The organism is Streptomyces mutomycini, from assembly GCF_001700505.1.
In the GTDB taxonomy this organism is placed as follows: domain Bacteria; phylum Actinomycetota; class Actinomycetes; order Streptomycetales; family Streptomycetaceae; genus Streptomyces; species Streptomyces mutomycini.
Genome location: NZ_MAPV01000152.1, coordinates 1 through 19903 on the forward strand (window position 1 = coordinate 1; position 19903 = coordinate 19903).

Annotated in this window: 19 protein-coding genes; 8 read left to right on the top strand and 11 right to left on the bottom strand. The window is 69.7% G+C overall.

The window, feature by feature from the left end; all coding sequences use genetic code 11:
- Window positions 1-36: 36 nt before the first annotated feature.
- From BFF76_RS21415 to BFF76_RS21425, 3 genes are read right to left on the bottom strand one after another with little or no spacing between them, the layout of a single operon-like run.
- Complete coding sequence (locus BFF76_RS21415; protein WP_141695640.1) at window positions 37-732, bottom strand: class I SAM-dependent methyltransferase; 696 nt, start codon at window positions 730-732, stop codon at window positions 37-39.
- 23 nt (window positions 733-755) lie between these two features.
- Entirely contained in the window at window positions 756-2612 is a 1857-nt protein-coding gene (locus tag BFF76_RS21420; protein WP_208604866.1) for a B12-binding domain-containing radical SAM protein, read from the bottom strand.
- A gap of 24 nt (window positions 2613-2636) precedes the next feature.
- Window positions 2637-3629, bottom strand: a complete 993-nt coding sequence (locus BFF76_RS21425) for a thymidylate synthase (protein WP_051834774.1) — start codon at window positions 3627-3629, stop codon at window positions 2637-2639.
- Window positions 3630-3921: 292 nt separating this feature from the next.
- Here BFF76_RS21425 and BFF76_RS21430 point away from each other — a divergent pair, with 292 nt between their 5' ends.
- Genes BFF76_RS21430 through BFF76_RS21445 form a run of 4 tightly spaced genes read left to right on the top strand, consistent with a single transcriptional unit; the run spans window position 3922 to window position 7209 of the window.
- Window positions 3922-4731 (top strand): hypothetical protein, encoded by an 810-nt coding sequence (locus BFF76_RS21430; RefSeq protein WP_031099688.1) that lies wholly within the window; start codon window positions 3922-3924, stop codon window positions 4729-4731.
- Window positions 4728-5513, top strand: coding sequence for an energy-coupling factor transporter transmembrane component T family protein (locus BFF76_RS21435; protein ID WP_065848860.1), 786 nt, complete (start codon window positions 4728-4730; stop codon window positions 5511-5513). The genes BFF76_RS21430 and BFF76_RS21435 overlap by 4 nt, the downstream gene beginning before the upstream one ends.
- The gene (locus tag BFF76_RS21440) at window positions 5510-6376 is read left to right on the top strand and encodes an energy-coupling factor ABC transporter ATP-binding protein (protein WP_042837253.1); all 867 of its coding nucleotides are present in this window, start codon (window positions 5510-5512) and stop codon (window positions 6374-6376) included. Before BFF76_RS21435 ends, BFF76_RS21440 begins: the two co-directional genes overlap by 4 nt.
- Window positions 6376-7209: an energy-coupling factor ABC transporter ATP-binding protein gene (locus BFF76_RS21445; RefSeq protein ID WP_065848861.1), complete on the top strand. Its 834-nt coding sequence runs from the start codon at window positions 6376-6378 to the stop codon at window positions 7207-7209. The genes BFF76_RS21440 and BFF76_RS21445 overlap by 1 nt, the downstream gene beginning before the upstream one ends.
- Before the next feature lie 478 nt (window positions 7210-7687).
- Here BFF76_RS21445 and BFF76_RS21450 read toward each other — a convergent pair whose 3' ends face one another.
- Entirely contained in the window at window positions 7688-8125 is a 438-nt protein-coding gene (locus BFF76_RS21450) for a cold-shock protein (protein ID WP_031099696.1), read from the bottom strand.
- A gap of 558 nt (window positions 8126-8683) precedes the next feature.
- On the opposite strand from BFF76_RS21450, the gene BFF76_RS21455 reads away from it, so the two are divergent.
- Window positions 8684-10165: an FG-GAP repeat protein gene (locus BFF76_RS21455; protein ID WP_053929330.1), complete on the top strand. Its 1482-nt coding sequence runs from the start codon at window positions 8684-8686 to the stop codon at window positions 10163-10165.
- Window positions 10166-10199: 34 nt separating this feature from the next.
- On the opposite strand, the gene BFF76_RS21460 is transcribed toward BFF76_RS21455, so the two are convergent.
- On the bottom strand, window positions 10200-11192 hold the full coding sequence (locus BFF76_RS21460) for a fibronectin type III domain-containing protein (protein WP_031099702.1): 993 nt from the start codon (window positions 11190-11192) through the stop codon (window positions 10200-10202).
- Between the two features lie 117 nt (window positions 11193-11309).
- Here BFF76_RS21460 and BFF76_RS21465 point away from each other — a divergent pair, with 117 nt between their 5' ends.
- A complete protein-coding gene (locus BFF76_RS21465) occupies window positions 11310-11918 on the top strand; it encodes a TIGR03086 family metal-binding protein (protein ID WP_053929328.1) in 609 nt (202 codons plus the stop codon).
- Between the two features lie 114 nt (window positions 11919-12032).
- On the opposite strand, the gene BFF76_RS21470 is transcribed toward BFF76_RS21465, so the two are convergent.
- Window positions 12033-12716 (bottom strand): alpha/beta fold hydrolase, encoded by a 684-nt coding sequence (locus BFF76_RS21470; RefSeq protein ID WP_065848862.1) that lies wholly within the window; start codon window positions 12714-12716, stop codon window positions 12033-12035.
- A 65-nt stretch (window positions 12717-12781) separates the two neighbouring features.
- Here BFF76_RS21470 and BFF76_RS21475 point away from each other — a divergent pair, with 65 nt between their 5' ends.
- On the top strand, window positions 12782-13585 hold the full coding sequence (locus tag BFF76_RS21475; protein ID WP_065848863.1) for a chitosanase: 804 nt from the start codon (window positions 12782-12784) through the stop codon (window positions 13583-13585).
- Window positions 13586-13731: 146 nt separating this feature from the next.
- The gene (locus BFF76_RS21480; RefSeq protein WP_065848868.1) at window positions 13732-14541 is read left to right on the top strand and encodes a chitosanase; all 810 of its coding nucleotides are present in this window, start codon (window positions 13732-13734) and stop codon (window positions 14539-14541) included.
- A 108-nt stretch (window positions 14542-14649) separates the two neighbouring features.
- Here BFF76_RS21480 and BFF76_RS21485 read toward each other — a convergent pair whose 3' ends face one another.
- From BFF76_RS21485 to uraD, 5 genes are all read right to left on the bottom strand, one after another.
- Window positions 14650-16116, bottom strand: a complete 1467-nt coding sequence (locus tag BFF76_RS21485) for a nucleobase:cation symporter-2 family protein (protein ID WP_065848864.1) — start codon at window positions 16114-16116, stop codon at window positions 14650-14652.
- Window positions 16117-16346: 230 nt separating this feature from the next.
- Complete coding sequence (locus BFF76_RS21490; RefSeq protein WP_053929325.1) at window positions 16347-17744, bottom strand: 8-oxoguanine deaminase; 1398 nt, start codon at window positions 17742-17744, stop codon at window positions 16347-16349.
- Window positions 17745-17901: 157 nt separating this feature from the next.
- Window positions 17902-18834, bottom strand: coding sequence for a factor-independent urate hydroxylase (gene pucL / locus BFF76_RS21495; protein ID WP_031099720.1), 933 nt, complete (start codon window positions 18832-18834; stop codon window positions 17902-17904).
- 6 nt (window positions 18835-18840) lie between these two features.
- The gene (gene uraH, locus BFF76_RS21500) at window positions 18841-19233 is read right to left on the bottom strand and encodes a hydroxyisourate hydrolase (protein ID WP_053929324.1); all 393 of its coding nucleotides are present in this window, start codon (window positions 19231-19233) and stop codon (window positions 18841-18843) included.
- A 47-nt stretch (window positions 19234-19280) separates the two neighbouring features.
- Window positions 19281-19787: a 2-oxo-4-hydroxy-4-carboxy-5-ureidoimidazoline decarboxylase gene (uraD, locus tag BFF76_RS21505; RefSeq protein ID WP_065848865.1), complete on the bottom strand. Its 507-nt coding sequence runs from the start codon at window positions 19785-19787 to the stop codon at window positions 19281-19283.
- Between the last annotated feature and the right edge of the window lie 116 nt (window positions 19788-19903).

Here is a 19903-nt window from a genome sequence, read left to right on the forward strand (position 1 = left end):
GGGGGCGCCCGCCGGTGCGTGCGGTGTCAGTGGAGGTCATGGGGACGGTTCAGGGGTGGCGGGCAGCGGCATGCGGTGCGTGATGGCGGCGGCGTACCGGTGGTAGTGCCACTGCTCGTAGCCGAGGTGGCTCTCGCCGCGGATACCGAGGTCGGCGTTCTCGAAGAGCTGCCAGCCGGGTCGGTCGACTATGCGGTCCATCTCCTCCCGGGGCGGGTAGTAACCGCACCGGCGCTCCTCGTCGTTGAGCCCGATCAGGTACTCACCGAAGAAGATGCCGCCCGGGGCGACCATATCCATCGCATGGTGGATGAGCGCTTCCAGCGTGTGGGCCCGGTTGGGGGGCATCGACCACAGGCCGCTGCCCATCACCAGCTGGAAGTCTCCCGAGGCCGGGAGAGTCATGTAGTCCTGCTCGACGATGGTGCACGCCTCGGTGAGGCCCTCCGACGACAGCCTCTGCCGCAGGCCCACGACCTCGTGGTGGCCGTCGACGAGGTCGAACTCGCCGCCGTTCAGGAAGAGCGCGTCGGTCTCCACCCCGACGACCTCCCAGCCGGCGCGCAGCAGGGGGAGGGCGAACTTGCCGTCCGAGGCACCGAGCACGCAGGCCCTCGGGCGGACCCGGCGGGCGTACTCGCCCAGCGGGATGTAGCGGGCGAGCGCGGGGAAGTACGAGTAGTACGGCCCCCAGTAGCTCTGTTCGTCGACGTCCAGCACATGGCCTTTCAAGACAATCCCTTCGGTGGTGTGTGTCATGCGCCGATGGAGGCCACCGACTCGGCGGCGCTGTTGCGGGTACTGCCCCATCGCTTGGCCGAGGCCTCGTGGATGAACCAGATGTCGTCCTCGTCCAGGAGCCGGGAGACCACTTCCGGATAGGCCTCCTCGAAGTACGTGTACGGCGGCCGGTTGTCTTTCCGCGAGTGGTAGTCGAGCCGGTCCTGCCCGTGTGCCGCGGTGATGGCGGTCCCGGGATGGTAGGTGAGGATGTTCGGGCTGGCCATGATGAGCAGCCCGTCGTCGATGAGGCGGCCGATCTCCTCGATCGTCTCCTCGATGGTCCCCCGGTCCTCGCCGTCGAGTCCGAAGAGGACGGAGCTGCCGACGCGGATCCCGTGGGACCTGATGGTGTTCAGGGCTTCGCGCACCTTGCTCACCCAAGCCTCGGGGTTGCGCCGCAGCAGGTTCTTGCCGACGTTCCGCATGACCTGCTGGGCCATGCTTTCGATGCCGATGTAGATATAGGTGCAGCCGCTCTCCCTCATGAGGTCGAGGGCCGCGCCGACCTCGTCCGCCTTGGCGCGGTTGAGGACGACGTCCACGGTGAGCTGGGCGCCCCACTCGAACGACCGGGCCTCCGGCCTGCGGTCCTGCAGGCGTGCCAGGTCGTGGCAGAAGTCGGTGATCGCCTTCCAGTTGCCGCCCCAGAAGACCGGATCGTCGAAGAAGGCCGCCTCAGCCCCCCAGTCGACCAGCTGGCCGATGCGCTGTGCGACGTGCTCGGTCTCGGACACCGCGAAGCGCGTGGGCCGCTGCGACACCTGGATGCTCTCGGAGCAGAAGGTGCACTTGAACGGGCAGGCGTCCAGCGTCATGACGTGCGCGGTCCGGCTGCCCAGGGGCGAACTCTCCGCGCGGGTGAAGATCCCGAACCGGGCCCGGACGGAGAACGCTTCGTAGGGTGAGGGGAGTTGTGAAGCGTTCACGCGCTCCCCCCGTACGGGGACGAGTACGGCTTCATCCGCCGTGAGGCCGACGATACTGCCGACGCCCTTCGTCGTCCCGTCGTGGGCGGCGACGAGCGGGAGCGCGTCGAGGACCTCCTCGACGGGGGTGGGGCCGTAGCCGGGGGTGGCGACGAGTCCGACCGCGCGTAACAGCAGGTCCAGAAGGGGGGCTCCGTCCCCCGCCACCACGAAGTCGACGACGGGCCGGGCGCGGCCGTCGCGGATGACTTCCACGGTGCTGCTCCAGGAGAGGTCAGCCGTGCTGGTGGCGTGCTGGTAGCGGACGGTCTCGTCGGCGTGCCTCCCCCCGAGGACCACCAAGCAGTGCGGCGCGTGTTCCCTGGCCAGTTCGGCCATCTCCAGCGCGTAGCGGTGGCCGGCCGACACCGAGCTGAGCAGCAGCACCTTGGGGCGCAGCGCCAGGAGTTCGGTGATGAAGGCCTGACGGGCCACGTCGTCCCAGATGCGCGGATCGAAGACGTGGCCGTCGGTGGTGGGGCTGTCCGCGATGAGCACGGAGCGAGGGCCGTCCTCGGTGCGGCGGTAGGCGGCGTCCGGGTAGCGCCCCCAGTCCGGGACGACGTCGTCCAGCGACGGCTGCGGGGCGAGCCCGCGTTCCAGGCGGGCGACGGAGCGTTCGACGGTGAGCGAGAGCGCAGAGTAGAGGCACATGGGATCGCCGGGGTAGGCGACCTCTCCGCCGCGGCTGGTGGCGACGGGGACCAGAGCGGCCATGATCGGAAAGAGGTAGCGGTCCGTGCCGGAGGTGCCGTCGGCCCGCTCGAAGAGTTCACGCCGTCGGCTGAGACGGCCGGCCAGGACCGACGGGGCGGGTGGGGCCGGACATCGTTCTTCCAGGGGTGGACGAAGCGTCAATATCACGGGTAGGCCCTGCGCTTCCTGCGATCAGATCGCGGAGATCAGATCGGCCACGGCGGGGCCGGCCGCCCTGCTGGTCACCAGGGAGGTGGTGTCCCCGAGTTTGCGGTAGGCGTGGGTGGCCAGGCAGGCCCGGGCGACATCCGCGTAGTCGGTGGCGGCCGGGACCCCGGCGATCCTGTCCACGGTGGCGGTGTCCTGCGCCTGGACGGCCAGGCGCAGCCGGGATTCGAGGTCGACGAGTTCCCGCGCCGCTTCGCGGGCGCCGTCCGGGGTGGTGGGGAAGGCCGGCAGGGAGGCCGGGACCACCGGGTCGCCGACGATCTTCCGGGCGAGCGCGCTCTCGTTGTCGTAGAAGTGGAAGGTGCCGGACTGGTGGATGTACCGGCCCGCGGGTACCCCGAGCAGACCGGCGGCGTACTGCTGCATGCCCATGAAGAGGAAGGCGTCGTAGGGCAGGACGGTCAGTGCCTGCTGGGCGCGCATCACGGTGAGCCAGATCAGGGCCCCGTCCCGCAGGAAGAGGTGGACGCCCACGGCGCAGGGGTACTCCCTCGACTGGCGGAAGTTGTCCTGCGGCTCCAGGACCAGGGCGAAGGCCCGGCGGTGGGCGGGGTCGCGCTCGATGCGGCCGACGACCTCCTCCAGCTGGTTGCCGTTGGCCGTGACCAGCCGGTGGCCGAAGGCTCCGCTGAGAGTGTGCTGGTCGTCCGAGTACTCGTGGGCGCCCCGGCGGTAGTACGCGGGCGTCTCCACGTCGTTGCGCCCGTCGAGCGACCAGGCGAGGAGCCCGAAGCAGTACGCGAGGTTCACCGGCAGGTGCGGGGTGACCGCGAGACAGGAGGTGGGGTCCTCGACCGTGCTGCGGTGGGCGATCAGCTCGCGGTAAGGGCGGTCGTTGCGGCCGAAGTCCGAAGCTTTCGAGAGCGGGTCGCGGACGGAGGGGACGTCGTTCCCCTCGTCCAGGACCGCCTGGAGACCGGACGTATACGAATTGGCAAATGAATGGAAAACATCCATGCCGCGTTCCCCCTAATTATGAGAGCTGCGCGAGGGCAGCACGCGAAAGCCCACCTCGCGCAATTCGGACAAAGCATCGTGGTCTCTTGATCACCTGCCCGATCGATCCCACACCAGCCGTTCACCGTTGTCAACCAGCCTTGGTGGAAGGCGTTTTGGAACCGCCGCGACCTGGGAGGCATCAGAATCCGTGGAGTTGTTTACGCCATTGACATCCACAGGAGAGACACTGCTAGTGTGCGCGCTTGAATTTCCCGTAGCTACCTCACTGTCGGGGGAATGAGGTCAAACAATGGCTGATTTCAGCCGTTCCACACCGTCATGGCTGGATGAGCGATGGCGTATCGGGTGGGGCACCGGCGTGGTGCTCGTGACCTACGCGGGGCTCATCGCCGTCCGCCCCGCCTCGGAGCACGGTGTGGGTGGCCCGATCGCGCTGCTGGCGCTGGTGGGTTACACACTCGGCGCCCTGCTGATCGTCTCCGGCGCCGTGGCGCGCCTGCCCGCCACCACCGTGGCCCTGCTGCCTGTGGCCATCACGGTGAACATCGTCATGGGCAAGATCGTCTATTTCAGCGGCCTCCCCCTGCAACTCGACTCCATCGGGACCGTGCTGGTGGGAGTAGTCGCCGGACCTGCCGCGGGTGCCGCGACCGGGGCCCTCGCCAGCGTCATCGTGGGCATGACGATCACACCCGGCGCCCTGCCGTACGCCGTGACAGCGGCCATGATCGGCTTCACCGCCGGCATGCTGGCACGTGCGGGACTGTTCCGACGGCTGCCCACCGCGGTGCTCGCCGGTGGCTTGATCGGTGTGGTCGCGGGCGTCATCTCCGCCCCCATCACCGCCTTCGTCTTCGGCAACGCGAGCGGATCGGTGGGTCAGTCCGCGCTGATCGCGACCTTCCAGGCGTTCGGTAACGGGATGCTCAAGGCCGCCACGCTGCAAGGACTTGTGGCGGACCCTCTCGACAAGGCGCTGACGGTGGTACTCGCGATGGCCATCCTCAAGGGGCTGCCACCAGGCTTCCTGTACCGCTTCCCCTTCGTCCGCGACCGGCATGTCCTGGCACGCCGGCCCGACGTGGTGAGGGCGGGGTGAGCACCGTGCAGTTCAGCCCTCACACAACGGGTAATTCACTGGTCCACCGGCTCAGCCCCCTGACCAAACTGACCTTCGCCGTCACCGTGACCGTCTGTGCTTTCGCCGTGGTGGATTACCGGTGGCCCCTGCTGCTGTTCTGCGCCCTCCTCCTTCCGGCCGCGATCGGCGCAAAGGTGTTACGCCGTTTCCTGCTCATGCTCGCCACGTTCTGGGTTCCGGTGGCCGCGGTCCTATTCGTGGTCCAGGGTTTCTTCTTTCCCGAAGCGCATGACGTCATTGCCCGATTCGGCCCGCTGGAACTCAAGAGCGAGGGGGTCTCCTACGCCCTCCTGACGGCGCTGCACATCCTGGTGCTGATGGGCGGGTTCTTCCTGCTGCTCCTCACCACGCACGCCGCGACCCTCATGAGCGCACTGAGCGAGCGCAATGTGTCGCCGAGTCTCATCTACATCGTGTCGGCGGCACTGCAGATCGTGCCGACACTCAGCCGTCGCGCCACGCGCATCCTCCACGCCCAGCAGGCACGCGGCCAGGTGATCCACGGCCTGCGCGGCCGGGCGCGTGCCCTGGTGCCCCTGGTGGGCCCGCTCATCCTCGGTGCCTTCACCGACGTGGGTGAGCGCGCCGCCGCCATGGAGACCCGGGGCTTCGGCGCCACCCGGCGCCCTACGAGCCTCATCACGGTTCCTGACAGCGCGGTGCAGCGCAGCGCGCGCGCCGCAATGATGCTTTGTGCAGTGGTCGCGGTCACCGTGAACGTGTGGGGAGTAATGCGTTGATCGAAGTCAAGGGTTTCTCCTTCACCTATCCGACCGGCTCCCGGCCGGCCCTCCACGACATCGGATTCGAAGTCGGGCCGCACGAACTCTGCGCCGTGGTCGGCGGAAGCGGCGCGGGCAAGAGCACCTTGGCCGGCGTGGTGAGCGGCACCGTTCCCCATCTCACCGGAGGCTGCGCGGAAGGGCTGGTCCAGGTCAACGGCCGGGATCTCGCCGATACCCCACTGTCCGGGCTGGTGGGCCAGGTCGGGCTGGTCATGCAGAATCCGTTCAACCAGATATCCGGCGCCCGCTTCTCCGTACGCGAGGAGATCGCCTTCGGTCTGGAGAACATGGGTGTGCCCCGGGACGAGATGGCGGCCCGGGTCGACACCGTCCTGCACGACCTCGGGCTCACCAAGGTGCGCGACCGGTCGCCGTACGAGCTCTCGGGCGGGCAGCAGCAACTGCTGGCCATCGGGTCTGTCCTGGTCATGCGTCCGACCGTCATGGTCCTCGACGAACCAACCTCGCAGCTGGACGCGGCCGGGAGCGCTCTGGTCTTCGAAGCGCTGGGCACCCTCAGGGAGCAGGGCGTCACCACCCTGCTGATCGAACACCGGATGGAGCGCCTGGCCCGTGCCGCCGACCACGTCCTCGTCCTCGACGGGGGCACGATCGTGGCGAAGGGCTCACCCGGCGAGGTGCTGGCGGACGAGCGGCTGGAGGAATGGGGAGTCGCCCCACTGCGCTACACCGTGGCCGCGCGCCGTGCCGCGGCCCGGGGACTCTGGCCCGACGCCAGGCCGCTGCCGGTCACGCTCGACGCCGCCGCCGAGGGATTCGGCGCGACGGTGGCCCACCTCGACCGAGGAGACCGGTGATGATCGTACGGATCGATTCCCTGACGTTCCGCTACCCCAACGGGACGACGGCGCTGGACGAGGTGTCCTTCTCCGTCTCGGCCGGTGAACGGGTGGCGATCGTCGGCCCCAACGGCGCGGGCAAGAGCACCCTCGCCCGTCATCTCGTCGGCATCGAACGCCCGGCCTCCGGAACCATCGAAATCGCCGGGCGGCGGACCGACGGACTTGGCATCGCCGAACTCGCCCGCACCGTGGGGTTCGTGTTCCAGAACCCGGACGACCAGCTCCACGCGGCAAGCGTCACCAAGGAGGTGGAGTTCGGCCCGCGCAACCTCCGCTTCCCCCCCGCGCGCCGTAAGGAACTGGTCGAGTCCGCCCTGCGGAGGACAGGGCTGGCGCAGTCGCGCGACGCCCACCCCCACCACCTGTCGCTCGGCGAACGCAAACGGGTCGCCCTGGCCTCGGTCCTGGCCATGGACACCCCGGTCGTCGTCCTCGACGAGCCGACGACCGGGCAGGACCACGCCTCGGTGGTCCTGCTGGGGAAGCTGGTCGACGACCTCGGCGCCGACGGCCGGACCGTCCTCGCCATCACTCACGACATGGACTTCTGCGCCGAGCACTTCGACCGTGTGATCGTTCTGGAGGACGGCGGGATCTCCTGGGACGGCCCGGTCGACGCCTGGCTGGCGCAGGCCGCAGACACGGCCGGCCAGGCATTCGAACTGCCCCAGATGACCCGCCTCGGCCGCCGCCTGGGGTGGGAGGGATCGGTGTCGACCGTGACGGGCTTCCTGGAACACCTCGCCCCCGGGGCCGACCCCGCACCGGCTGTGTCCACCGCTCCGTGACACGACGCGCCCCAGGCCATCGAGCTCGGTACCTCTCCCTGGACCGGGCGCGCGTCACTGTGGTCCTCTCCCGAAGTGCGGCGGCGGTGACGTGCCGAGGACGACACTTCGCGGGAGCCGGGTCGCTTCCTGTGACAGCATCCGACCTGCGGGCTGCGCACGAGCGCCCGGGCTCGGCCGGCCCGCGCGGCGAACGGGTCGTGGACACGGTCGTCGAGGCCGAACCTGGCCTCCGTGCACGGGTATCGGCCTCCTCGGCGTCTGTACGGCGACGCGGCTCGCGTCCTACGACGAGCAGGACGAAGAAGCCGAAGATGCTGCCGAGGACAAGGGCGACGATCGCCCCGGTGCCCGAATCCGCTGCCAAGGAAACGAAGCGCTGACTGGTGCACCGACCGGGTTCAAGGGGTCGTCACACCGGCCGATGAGGACGTCGTGACGCAGGGCCCTGCCGCCCGTGCGGCAGGGCCCTCCTGACTCAGCCCTCGACCCATCCGCGGTTCTTGGCGAACTGCAGCAGCCCCTGGCGTACCTGAAGAATGTGCTCGGCGGTGAGTGCCGGTGCCGACTCCAGCAGCACCTCGGTCACGTCCCGTACGTACTCGTCCGAGCTGAGCACATCGCACAGGACGTCGTCGCCGTCCGCCGTCTGCCTGCTCGGGGACACGAGGGCTCCCGGGGAGACGGATGCCGGGACCGCGGTCGGCTCACTGCCGGTGGCAAGGCGCACCGATGACGCCTTCAGCCCTCGGTCGCCCTGTTCGACCTCGAACTCGACCCTCAGACCGGGCCGCACGGATGCCTCCGGAATCCAGAGGTCGTTCACATGCAGAAAGACGTCCTCGCCACCGTGTTCCGGCGCGATGAATCCATAGCCCTTTGCGCTGTCGAACCGCACCACACGCCCGCTGACCATCAGAACCCGCCTCTCGAACAACCCCCGGACCCCATGCCCGGGGATACCACTGCCGCTGCGGGAGGCCCGGCCCACCTACACCTGGTCCGGACACACGCCGCGCGGCGTACCAGCCGCTACCGTCGCGGTCGTCATGAGCCCAGGTGACACCTGAGCCCTCGGTACGGGCCACAGCATAGTGTCAGCGGCAGGGGCGGGTGCAGGTCGCCGCCACCGCCGCACGGCCCTGGCCGTTCACCCGCCGCGGGGACCGTCGAACGTAGCCCTGGAGCTCACAGGGACACGGTGTGGTCGTGGGAGGGCCGGTCCGCCACAGCCATGGCTTCCTGGACTCCTCCGGTCCCGCGCATCGTCTGCCTCACGGGGATCCTTCCGCGTACCTTGCGTCTCGATCGGATGGGAGGGAGCGAACCGGAGCAGAGACGGCGTGGCGACGGCGCATGGCGACGAACCGTCACCACTCCGTCACAGAAGACCGGCAGACCGCAACTTTCCCTGTGCGTCACGGATCCAACCTGCGACCTCGGCACACCGTTGACCCGCACAAGGGAGCAGATCGTGACCCACAGACACTCCACGGCCGTTACTGCCGCGTCATTCCTGCTGCTGAGCGGTGTGGCCCTCACCGCCGCGCCCGCAGCCTTCGCGGGCGCGCCTGGAGGCACCTACGCCGGCGACCGCAACAGCGACTTCGACGGCGACGGCTACGACGACGTCCTGACCGGAGCTCCGGGCGGCACCGACGGTGGCAGGAAGGGGGCGGGCTACGTCACCGTCCAGTACGGCGCCGCGAGCGGCATGGGCACCGCCACCAGCATCCCCCGGGTCCGCACCGCCGTCTTCGGTCAGGCGACCGCGGGCGTCCCGGGTTCCGCCGAGGCCGGTGACGGCTTCGGCACCGCTGTGGCCACGGGGGACCTCGACGCCGACGGCTACGACGACGCGATCGTCGCCGCGCCGGGTGAGGACGAGGGCTCCATGAGCGACGCGGGCAGGGTGACGGTCCTCTACGGATCCCGGGCAGGGCTGACCCCCGCCCGCAGCGTCACCCTGGGGTCGGCCGCGCCCGCGGCGGATGCCCGGTTCGGCCTGGCCATCGCCGCCGCCCGGCTCTCCGGGGCCACACCGGGCGACGTCCTCGCCGTGGCCGACCGCGCGGGTGCCTCCCTGTTCACCTACGGCGCCGGCTCCCTGGAAGGAACGGACCGTCTCGACACCGCCGGCCGCAACTCGATGCAGCCCGCTTCCCTGACCACCGGAAACTACGACGGGGACGCATACGCGGACCTGCTCGTGACCGGCAGCAGCCTGGAGGAGGACTACAGGCCACGGTCCTCCCTGTACATGGGTGCGGCAGACGGGCCGGCCTACACCCGCAGCCTCGGCGGCGGGTCCGCCACGGCCTCCGGCGACATCGACAACGACGGATACGACGACCTGGTCTACGGCAAGCCCGATAAGCCCGAAGACGAGAACGAACCCCTCACGGGTGGATCCGTCGGCGTCTACCTGGGCTCCGAGGACGGCATGGACAACGTGGACGAACTCGGCACTCCCACGCAGGTTTGGACCCAGTACACCGCCGGCGTGCCGGGCACCGCGGAACTGGGCGACGGCTTCGGCGCCGACGTCTCCCTCGCCGACGTCGACGGTGACGGCTACGCCGATCTGGCCGTGGGCGTGCCCGGTGAGGACGTCGGGACTGTGGCCGACGCGGGCGGTGTGCGGATCCTGCGCGGCTCGGCCGCAGGGCTGACCGCTGCGGGCGCGAAGTCCTTCGACCAGAGCTCGGCGGGCGTGCCCGGCACAGCGGAGAAGGGCGACCGCTGGGGCGGACAGGTCCGGCTCGCCGACACGGACTCCGACGGCCGCTCCGAGCTGCTCGCCGCGGCACCCGGCGAGAACACGGACGACGGGGTGGTCTGGTGTCTCGCCGCCTCCACGAACGGGACGGTGAGCACAGGATCGTGGTCGTACGGCGGGGGCTCGCTCGGCGCTTCCGGTATCGACGCGCGCTTCGGTACGTCGATCGACGAGTGAGCAGGCGACGCGCGGTGCGAGGGCTGCCCGCCTGTCAGCCCGGGAGGACCACCGTGCGCTGGGCCGAGAAGTCACCCCACTTCCCGTCGGGGAGCTTGGGCCGGAGTTTGAGCGAGTAGCGGGTGCCGGGCGGATCGGTGAGAGTGAGCCGGTACGTCGCGCGGCCCGCCGGCGGTGTGCCGCCCCAGACGATGGTGGTGGTCAGCTTCCCGTTCAGGAACAGCTGGTACGCGGGAATCGTGCCGCCGGTGTCAGGCTGGTCCCAGGAGAGGTCGACCAGGGACTCCTCACCCTGCGCCGTCACCTTGGTACGCAGCCCGGTGGGCGCCGTGCTCGCGGGGGCGCCCGGCGCGGACGGGGTGGTGAGGTCGAGCGCATTGCTGTCGGGAGAGGAGCGGTCGGCCGCGTCGCGGGCGCGGACGGTGAAGGTGTAGACCGTGCCGGGCCGCAGCCCCGTGAGCCGGGCCGTGGTCTGCGTGCCGGAGACGCTGTGGATCCTGGAATCCTCCTGGTAGACGTCGTACGAGGTGACGCCGACGTCGTCCGTGGAGCCGCCCCAGGACAGGGTCACCGTCCGGCCGCTGTCCGCCTTGCCGCGCAGCTTCGACGGTCCGGTCGGCGGTTCCTCATCGGCGGGTGGGGCCGCGGGCGTGGTGACGGGGGCGGCGGCGCTCACTGCGGAGAGGTTTCCGGCGGCGTCGCGGGCCCTGACCGTGAAGGTGTAGGCCGTGGAGGCGGTGAGCCCGTCGATGTCGGTCATCAGCTTCGCCGCGTCCACCGAGGCGGCCTTCTTCCCCTGGCGGTAGACGTCGTAACCGGCGATGCCCTCGTTGTCGGAGGACCGTTCCCACATGACGTGTACGGAGGTGGCGCTGCCGGCCTGGGCCGTCACCCCCTCGGGGGCTGTCGGGTTCTTGGAGTCCGCTTCGGCGGGGCCTCCACAGGCGGTGAGCGCGGCGAGGAGCAGCGCGGCGGAACAGGTCAACGCGGTGCGTGCGTGGGGGCGTTGCACGGTGATGCCTTCCATCCGACAGCAATGGTCCAGACCTATATGCCATGTGGGTGGGGCCTACGACAAGAGGGTGGACCGGAACGTTCCGCAATGTCCGCGATGAGTTCCGGAGCCGAAGGAGGTCCTACAGGTATGGATACACACGACAAAACCGCACCCGCCCTCGACCTCGGTCCGCCGGCGCGGCAGATCCGTGAACTGATCGGTGCCGTCGACGACCGGCAGCTGACCGGCCCGACGCCCTGTCCCGACTACTCGGTACGGGAGCTGCTCGGGCACCTGCTGGGGCTGACCGCCGCATTCCGCGACGCGGCATACAAGAAGCTCGGCCCGACGACCGACACTCCCCCGGAGTCGGCCCTGCCGGAGCTGCCCGCCGACTGGCGCACGGTGCTGCCGCCCCTGCTGGACGAGCTGGTCGCGGCCTGGCGCTCCCCGGCCGCGCTGGAGGGCATGACCCGGGCCGGCGGGGTCGACCTGCCCGGCCAGGTCGCCGGAATGGTCGTACGGAACGAACTGGTGGTGCACGGCTGGGACCTGGCCAGGTCGACGGGACAGGAGTTCAGGGCGGACGAGGCGAGCCTGCTCTCCTCGGAGGCGATGCTGGCACCGGACGACGACGACAGGTCCGGACCCGGCGCGATCTTCGGCCCGCCGGTTCCGGTCCCGGCCGACGCACCCCTGGTCGACCGGGTGATCGCGCTGAGCGGGCGCCGGCCCGACTGGCATCCGGGGGCCTGACGGCCTCCCCCGGTCAAGCTCCGGCCCCGGGCGCTCGCTCGCCCCGGCGGTCGCTCCGGGCCGTCCCGGGCCTGCGGACCGCTCACCCCGGGCGGCGGCGGCTCATGCCCTGCGTCAGCTCGTGAAGAACTCGGTGATCTGCTGGGCCACCTGGTCGGCGTGCTTCTTGTGCACCTGGTGGCCTCCGCCGAGGGTGATCAGCCGGCAGTCCGGGATGAGCGAGGCCATGTCCGCCAGTCTGCCCTGCGGCATGCCGCTCTCCGGTCCTCCCGCGAGCATCAGCGTCGGCGCGACGATCTGGCCCAGCTCCTCCTCCCAGCGGGGATCCGGCTCGGCGATCTGGGCCGTGACGGCCGGCACGACGTTCTCGTCGTAGTCCACCGGGCCGGTGGGGTGGCTGTCGGCGATGAGCTGGCCGGGGAAGGGCGGCGGGGTCTCGATCAGCACCAGCCGCTCCACCCGGTCCGCGTGCTCCTCGGCGAGGAGATAGGCGACCACTCCGCCCATCGAGTGGCCGACGACGCCGACCCGGTCGAGCTCGCAGGCGTCGAGGAACTCGAGGACGTCGTCCCGCATCTGCTCGAAGGCGTACTCGTCGGGCCAGTCGCTCTCACCGTGCCCGCGCAGATCGATGGCGTACACCCGCCACTCCTCGCCGAGCAGTGCGCCGACCGCCTCCCAGCTCAGGGACGAGCCGCCGAGGCCGTGCAAGAGGACGACGGGCGAGCCGAAGGGGTCGCCCCAGGTCCGATACGCCAGCCGCACATCGCCGACATCCACAACAGACTGATCTTCCATGTCCCGAACGCTACAGGCGCGGCACTCGCGTCGGCGCCGCCCCCCGGCCTGGCAGGCTTGGGTGCGTGAAGCACAGATGTCTCGCCCTCGCCATCGTCGCGGCCCTCGCCCTGACCGGCTGTTCCAAAACCGGTTCCGGCGCATCCGAGAAGAGTCTCGACGACCCCGCGAAGAAGGACATCGCCATGCGGCTGGTGTCCAGCGCCGAGAACTCCACGCTGGACTGGGAAGCCCAGTACGACTACATCGAGGACATCGGCGACGGCCGCGGCTACACCGCCGGGATCATCGGGTTCTGCTCCGGCACCGGAGACCTGTTGAAGGTCGTCGAGCGGTACGCGGCGAAGCGCCCGGGCAGCACGCTGGAGGGTTTCCTGCCGGCACTGCGCGCGGTGAACGGCAGCGACTCGCACGAGGGGCTCGGCGACGCCTTCACCGGGGCATGGGCGAAGGCGGCGGCGGATCCGGAGTTCCGGGCGGCGCAGGACGCGGAGCGGGACGGCTCCTACTTCGATCCGGCGGTCGAGCGCGCCGAGGCCGACGGGCTCAGCGCGCTGGGGCAGTTCATCTACTACGACGCCTATGTGATGCACGGGTACGCCGACGCCGAGGGCACGGTCGGCTTCCGCACGATACGCACGCAGGCCCTCGCCGAGGCCGATCCGCCGTCCCGCGGAGGTGACGAGGAGGCGTATCTGAACGCGTTCCTCGACGCCCGGGTGGCCGCGATCCGCAAGGAGCCCTCGCACAGCGACACCAGCCGCGTCGAGTCGGCGCAGCGCATCTTCGTTCGGCAGGGGAAGCTGCAGTTGGAGACCCCTCTGGCGTGGAAGGTGTACGGGGAGAGCTTCCGCATCGCCGGGAGCTGAACCCGGCACGGCCGGGAAGGACGGACTCCACGGGAGGACCGGTGCGCCACCACCCCCACGACGGCACCACGCGTCACGCCACCCGACATACCGACACCCCCCGATACACCCGACCCACCCGGCTCACTCGTCCCGTCCGCCTCGCGGTGACGGTCCTCGGGCTGGGGCTCGCCCTCGCCGCGATTCCACTCGTCGCACACGCCGGCGCCCCTACGGCGTCGGCCCGCAACCTCCTGGAGGCCGCCGTGTCCGGGCTCGACGATCCCGCCAAGAAGGACATCGCCATGCGGCTGGTGTCCAGCGCCGAGAACTCCACGCTGGACTGGGAAGCCCAGTACGACTACATCGAGGACATCGGCGACGGCCGCGGCTACACCGCCGGCATCGTCGGATTCTGCTCCGGCACCGGTGACATGCTGGGGCTGATCGAGCGGTACACGGAGCGCGAGGCGGGAAACCTCCTCGCGGTGTACCTGCCCGCGCTGCGTGAGGTGGACGGGACGGACTCCCACGAGGGGCTCGATCCCGGCTTCACCCGCGACTGGGTGAGGAGCGCGTCCGTCGAGGCGTTCCGGCGGATGCAGCGGGACGAGCGGGACCGGGTCTACTTCGACCCTGCGGTGCGCATCGCCAAGGACGACGGCCTCCGTACGCTCGGCCAGTTCGCCTACTACGACGCCTACGTCATGCACGGCGAGGGCGACGACGACGCGAGCTTCGGCGGGATCCGTCGCGCGGCCCGGGCGAAGGCGCAGCCGCCGGCGCGGGGTGGTGACGAGGTGGCGTATCTGAGCGCGTTCCTGGACGCGAGGGTCCGGGCGATGAAGCGGGAGGAGGCCCACTCGGACACCAGCCGGGTGGACACGGCTCAGCGGGTGTTCCTGCGGGAGGGCAATATGGATCTGGATCCGCCGCTGGACTGGCAGGTCTATGGCGACAGCTTCCACATCGGCTGACACCGCCCGCCCTAGGTGCGCGCACGCCGCCTGCCCGACGGTGCGCGCACGCCGTCCGCGCGAGGTGCGCGCACACTCCCGCGCGGGGTGCGTGCGCGCACCGTCCGGTCAGTGGGCGACGGGCAGGGCCATCGGGTCCTTGGGCTGTTCGCCGTCCGCGGCCTCCGCCCCAGGTTCCGCGTCGGGCGTCCGGCCCCAGTGGTTGAAGGCCAGGTTCAGGACGATCGCCACCACGCAGCCGGTGGAGATGCCCGAGTCCAGGACGACGAGCAGGTCCTCGGGGAAGGCGTGGTAGAAGCCCGGAGCCGCGATCGGGATGAGGCCGATACCGACGGCCGCCGCGACGATCAGGGCGTTCTCGCCCTTCTCCAGGGCCGCGGTGGCCAGGGTCTGGATGCCGCTCGCGGCAACCGATCCGAAGAGCACGATGCCCGCGCCGCCGAGGACCGGAAGCGGTACGAGGGCGATGACGGACGCGGCCACGGGGACCAGCCCGAGCAGCACCAGGATGGCCCCGCCCGCGGCGACGACGAACCTGCTGCGGACCTTGGTCATGGCCACCAGCCCGATGTTCTGGGCGAACGCGCTGCACATGAATCCGTTGAACAGCGGGCTGACGGCGCTGCCCAGGGTGTCGGCGCGGAGTCCGCCCTCGATGGTCCGCTCGTCCGCCGGACGGCCGACGATCTTGCCGAGGGCCAGCATGTCGGCGGTGGACTCGGTCATGCAGACCAGCATCACGATGCACATCGAGATGATGGCGGCGGCCTCGAACTGCGGTGCGCCGAAGTGGAACGGTGTCGGGAAACCGACGACGTCGGCGTCGCCCAGTGCCCCGAAGTCGGTGATGCCGGCGGGGATGGCGATCAGGGTGCCGATGACCAGGCCGAGCAGGATGGCGATCTGCTGGAGGAAGCCCCGCAGCAGCTTGCGCAGGGCGAGCACGATCAGGAGGGTGACGGCGGCCATCGTGATGTTCGTCATCGAGCCGTAGTCGTCGGCGGTCGCGTTGCCGCCCTGCGACCAGTTGAAGGCGACCGGCAGCAGCGAGACACCGATCAGGGTGATGACCGTGCCGGTGACGACGGGCGGGAAGAACCGCACCAGTTTGCAGAAGTACGGCGCGAGGACGAAGCCGAGGAGGCCGGCGACGATGATCGCACCGAAGATGACGGCGATGCCGTCGTGTCCGCGGTCCTTGCCTATCGCGATCATCGGGGTGACCCCGGCGAACGAGACGCCGTTGACGAACGGCAGCCGGGCGCCTATTCGCCAGAAGCCGAGGGTCTGGAGCAGGGTGGCTATCCCCGCGGTGAAGAGGCTCGCCCCCATGAGGAAGGCGGTCTCCTTGGCGCTGAGGCCCACGGCGGGCCCCACGATCATGGGCGGGGCCACCACTCCCGCGTACATCGCGGCCACGTGCTGGAGACCGCTGGTGAACATCTTGAGGGGCGGAAGCTTCTCGTCGACCGGATGCTTCCGGGCGGGCTCTTCGGCTGCGCTTCTGCCGTTGGCGCTTCCTTCGGCTGCGCTTCCTTCGACTGCTTTCTTACGAAACCTGGGCGTAGCTGCCACGGCTTCCTCCGGTCGGGTACACGTCGGACGACGTGGGTGTCAGGGAGGTGGTGCGGAGTGGTGCGTTTATGCAGGTCGTGCAGCTGGTGCGGGCAGCTTGGAGCTCACCTGTGCGGGTGCGCGTACGGGACGTGCGCGCACCCGCACAGGCTGCCGTCGACCCTGCGGGTCCACGGCGGCCGGCCGAGGGCCGTCCCCCTCGGCCGGCCTGTTCAGGGGGGTGCGGAGCGTCAGGCTCCGGCGGCGATCCGTGCCAGGCGTCCGGCCTCGTCGCGGGTCGCTCGGGCGATCGCGTCCTCGTCGACCGTGGTGAGGTGGTTGTCCTCGACGACGGTTCTGCCGTTGACGAGGGAGAGGGTGACGGGGGCCGCGGCACCGAAGACCAGTGCGGTCACGGGGTCCGGGATGGAGGCGTGGGCGAGGGTGTCCAGCTTCCACAGCACGAGGTCGGCGAGCTTGCCCGGCTCCAGGGAGCCGATCTCGTCGGCCCGGCCGAGCACCCTGGCGCCGCCGTGGGTGCCCAGGCGCAGTGCCTGACGGGCGTTCAGCGCCTTCTCGCGGTGGGCGCCGAGGCGGTTGATGAGGAGGGCGTTGCGCAGTTCGGTGTGGAGCTCGCCCGACTCGTTGGAGGCGGTGCCGTCGACGCCGAGCCCGACCGGGACACCGGCGGCGAGCATGTCGGGGACGCGGGCGATGCCTGCGGCGAGACGGGCGTTGGAGGACGGGCAGTGTGCGACGCCGGTGCCGGTTCGGGCGAAGGCGGCGATGTCGGAGTCGTTCATGTGGACGCAGTGCGCCATCCACACGTCGTCACCGAGCCAGCCGGTCGATTCGAAGTAGTCGGTCGGCCCCATCCCGAACAGCTCCTTGCAGAACTGCTCCTCCTCGACGGTCTCCGAGCCGTGGGTGTGCAGTCGTACGCCGCGACGCCGGGCCAACTCCGCTCCCTGTCGGAGCAGTTCGGTGGAAACGGAGAAGGGGGAGCAGGGGGCGACCGCGATCTGGGTCATCGCGTCGAACGAGGTGTCGTGGTGCTCGTCGATGGTCGCCTCGGTGGCGGCGAGCGCCCCGTCGAGGGTTTCGACGGCGAAGTCCGGCGGCAGCCCGCCGTCCTTCTCGCTGCGGTCCATGGAACCGCGGGCGAGGGTGAAGCGCACGCCCATGTCGCGGGCTGCGCCGATGATCGCGCCGGACAGGTCGCCCGAACCACGGGGGTAGACGTAGTGGTGGTCCATGGCGGTGGTGACCCCGCCGCGGGCCATCATCGCGAGCGAGCCCTGTGCGGCGGCGCGGGCCATCGGCTCGTCGATGCGCGCCCACGTCGGGTACAGCGCGACCAGCCAGTCGAAGAGGTTGTGGTCGGTCGCCAGGCCCCGGGTGATCCACTGGTAGAAGTGGTGGTGGGTGTTGACCAGACCTGGTGTGACGAGGTGGCCGGTGCCGTCGACGCGTCGTACGACATCGGCGAGTCCCGCGGGCGCGCTGCCCGCTCCGACGGATTCGATGCGGTTGCCCGCCACAACGACATGGCCCGAGGCGTACTCGGTGTCGTGGGCGTCGACGGTCGCGATCGAGCAGTTCTCGATGACGATGCGCTGTGTGGGCCTGGGGTCCGCCGAAGCTGCCATGGTGCTTCCTTCTTCTGTCTCTGGCGATGTGGGCACGGCAGGACCCTAGGAGGATTTGAGTGCCACGGCGTTGACGCCGTGGGTGCCGAGGGGTGAAGAGGCTGTCCGGCCCCCGCCCGGCTGCGAGGCGGGCGGGAGGCCGGCTCGGTGCGCCGTGTCAGAGGTTGGTCATGTCGACCGGGATCTTCGGCTCGACGCCGTCCCGCAGCACCGTCGCCTCGATGAGGCCGTACGGGCGGTCGGCGGCGAAGTAGACAGCACCATCGGCGGTGTCGTTCTTGAGGCCGAACGGCTCGAGATCCACGAGGAAGTGGTGGTTGTTCGGCAGCGAGAAGCGGATCTCGTCGATCTCGCTGCGGCTGTTGATGACCCGCGAACCCATCTGGTAGAGGGTCTGCTGGAGCGAGAGGGAGTACGTCTCGGCGAAGGCCTGCAGCATGTGCTTCTTCGCCTGCTCGTACGAATTCTCCCAGTTGGGCATCCGCTCGTCGTCGCTGGTCCAGCTGTAACGCCAGGCGGCCGACACGTCGGTGCACAGGACGCGGTCGTAAGCCTCCTTGAGCGTCGTGTACTTGTCCTTGACGTAGCCCCAGAACTCCGAGTTGGTCGAGTTCATGACGGTGAGGTCCTTGAGACCGGAGATGATCTCCCAGTTCTCGCCGTCGAAGGTGACCTGGGTGGTGCGCAGCTCCTGGCCCTTGCGGGCGAAGGAGTGGTTGACCTCGTCGGCGCCGATGAACTTGGAGTTGCCGTCCGAGGTCGCGATGCGCTCCCAGGCGTACTCCTCGATCCTGATCCGTGCGGTCCTGATCGGCTCCTGGGAGGTCACGAAGTGCCGGGCGAGGTGGATGCCGAACTGCTCGGCGGACTCGATGCCGTGCTCCTGGGCGAACGCGTACACCGTGTTCTTGGTGGTGTCGGTCGGCAGGACGTTGGCGTTGGAGCCGGAGTAGTGGACGTCGTCCATGTCGCCGGAGAGGGCGACCGAGACGTTGAGGTCCTTGATGTGGTGGGTGTCGCCGTCCCGCGTGATCCTGACGACGCGGTTCTCTGCTTTGCCGTACTGGTTCTGGCCGAGAATCGTGGGCATTGCCTGCTAGCTCCCTCGGTAAACGGAGTAGCCGAACGGGTTGAGCAGCAGCGGTACGTGGAAGTGCTCGCCCGGGGTGACGGCGAACGCGATCGCCACCTCCGGGAAGAACGCGCCGCTGTCCCTTACGCGGGGGGCGTCCTGCTGCGCCTCGGCTTGCTTCTTCGCGGTGAAGTACGACTCGGTGTCGAAGACGAGCCGTACATGGGTGGTTCCTTCCGGCAGGGCCGGCAGGTCTTTGCAGCGCCCGTCCGCGTCGGTGGCGGATCCGCCGAGCGTCACGTACTGCGCGTCGCCGCCGCTACGGGCGGCCAGGGAGACGGTGACGGCTTCGGCGGGACGGCCGATGCTGGTGTCCAGGATGTGGGTGGACACCGAAGCGGTGGTGTCGGTGCTCAAGACCGTCACGCTCCTTGTTCTCGGAAGTGCCGTAGGGGTCCTGGTGCTCAGGAGTCCTGTACGAGGCGGGTCAGCCGGATGCGGTTGATCTTGCCCAGCTCGATGCGGACGATCTCGCTCTCCTGCTCGGGAGAGTTCCCGATGCGGGCCTTCACCGCGTCGCGCATCTGCTCACCGGTGGCTCCGGTGGCGCAGATCAGGAAGACGTGTCCGAACCGTTCCTGGTAGGCCAGGTTGAGTTCGAGCATCTCCGCCCTGAGCCCCTCGGAAGCACCGGCCATCCCCCGCTGTTCGCGGGCGGAGGCCGGATCCCCCGGCTCGGGGCGGCCGATCGGCGGGTGGCCGGCCATCGCCTCGGCCAGGTCCTGCGCCGAGAGCTCGGCCATGGCGGCGTCACTGGCAAGGAGCAGGGCTTCCGTGCCGTCGTAGGGCCGGTGGGCGAGGACGGAGCCGCACCACGCAGCGCTGGCACACACCTCGTGCAGCGCGGCTGCGGCCTCTGCCGCCGCCAGGGTGTTGAACCGGGCCAGGCCCGGTGTGGAGCTCGTAGTCACGGGAGCCTCCGTGGCTTTTTCGCTGTGCGTTGTCGGGCTGCCGATAGCTAACGCCCTCCGCAACACCACGTCAACAGTTTGTTGAAATTCCGCGAACAGACAATGCCGCCGCTTTA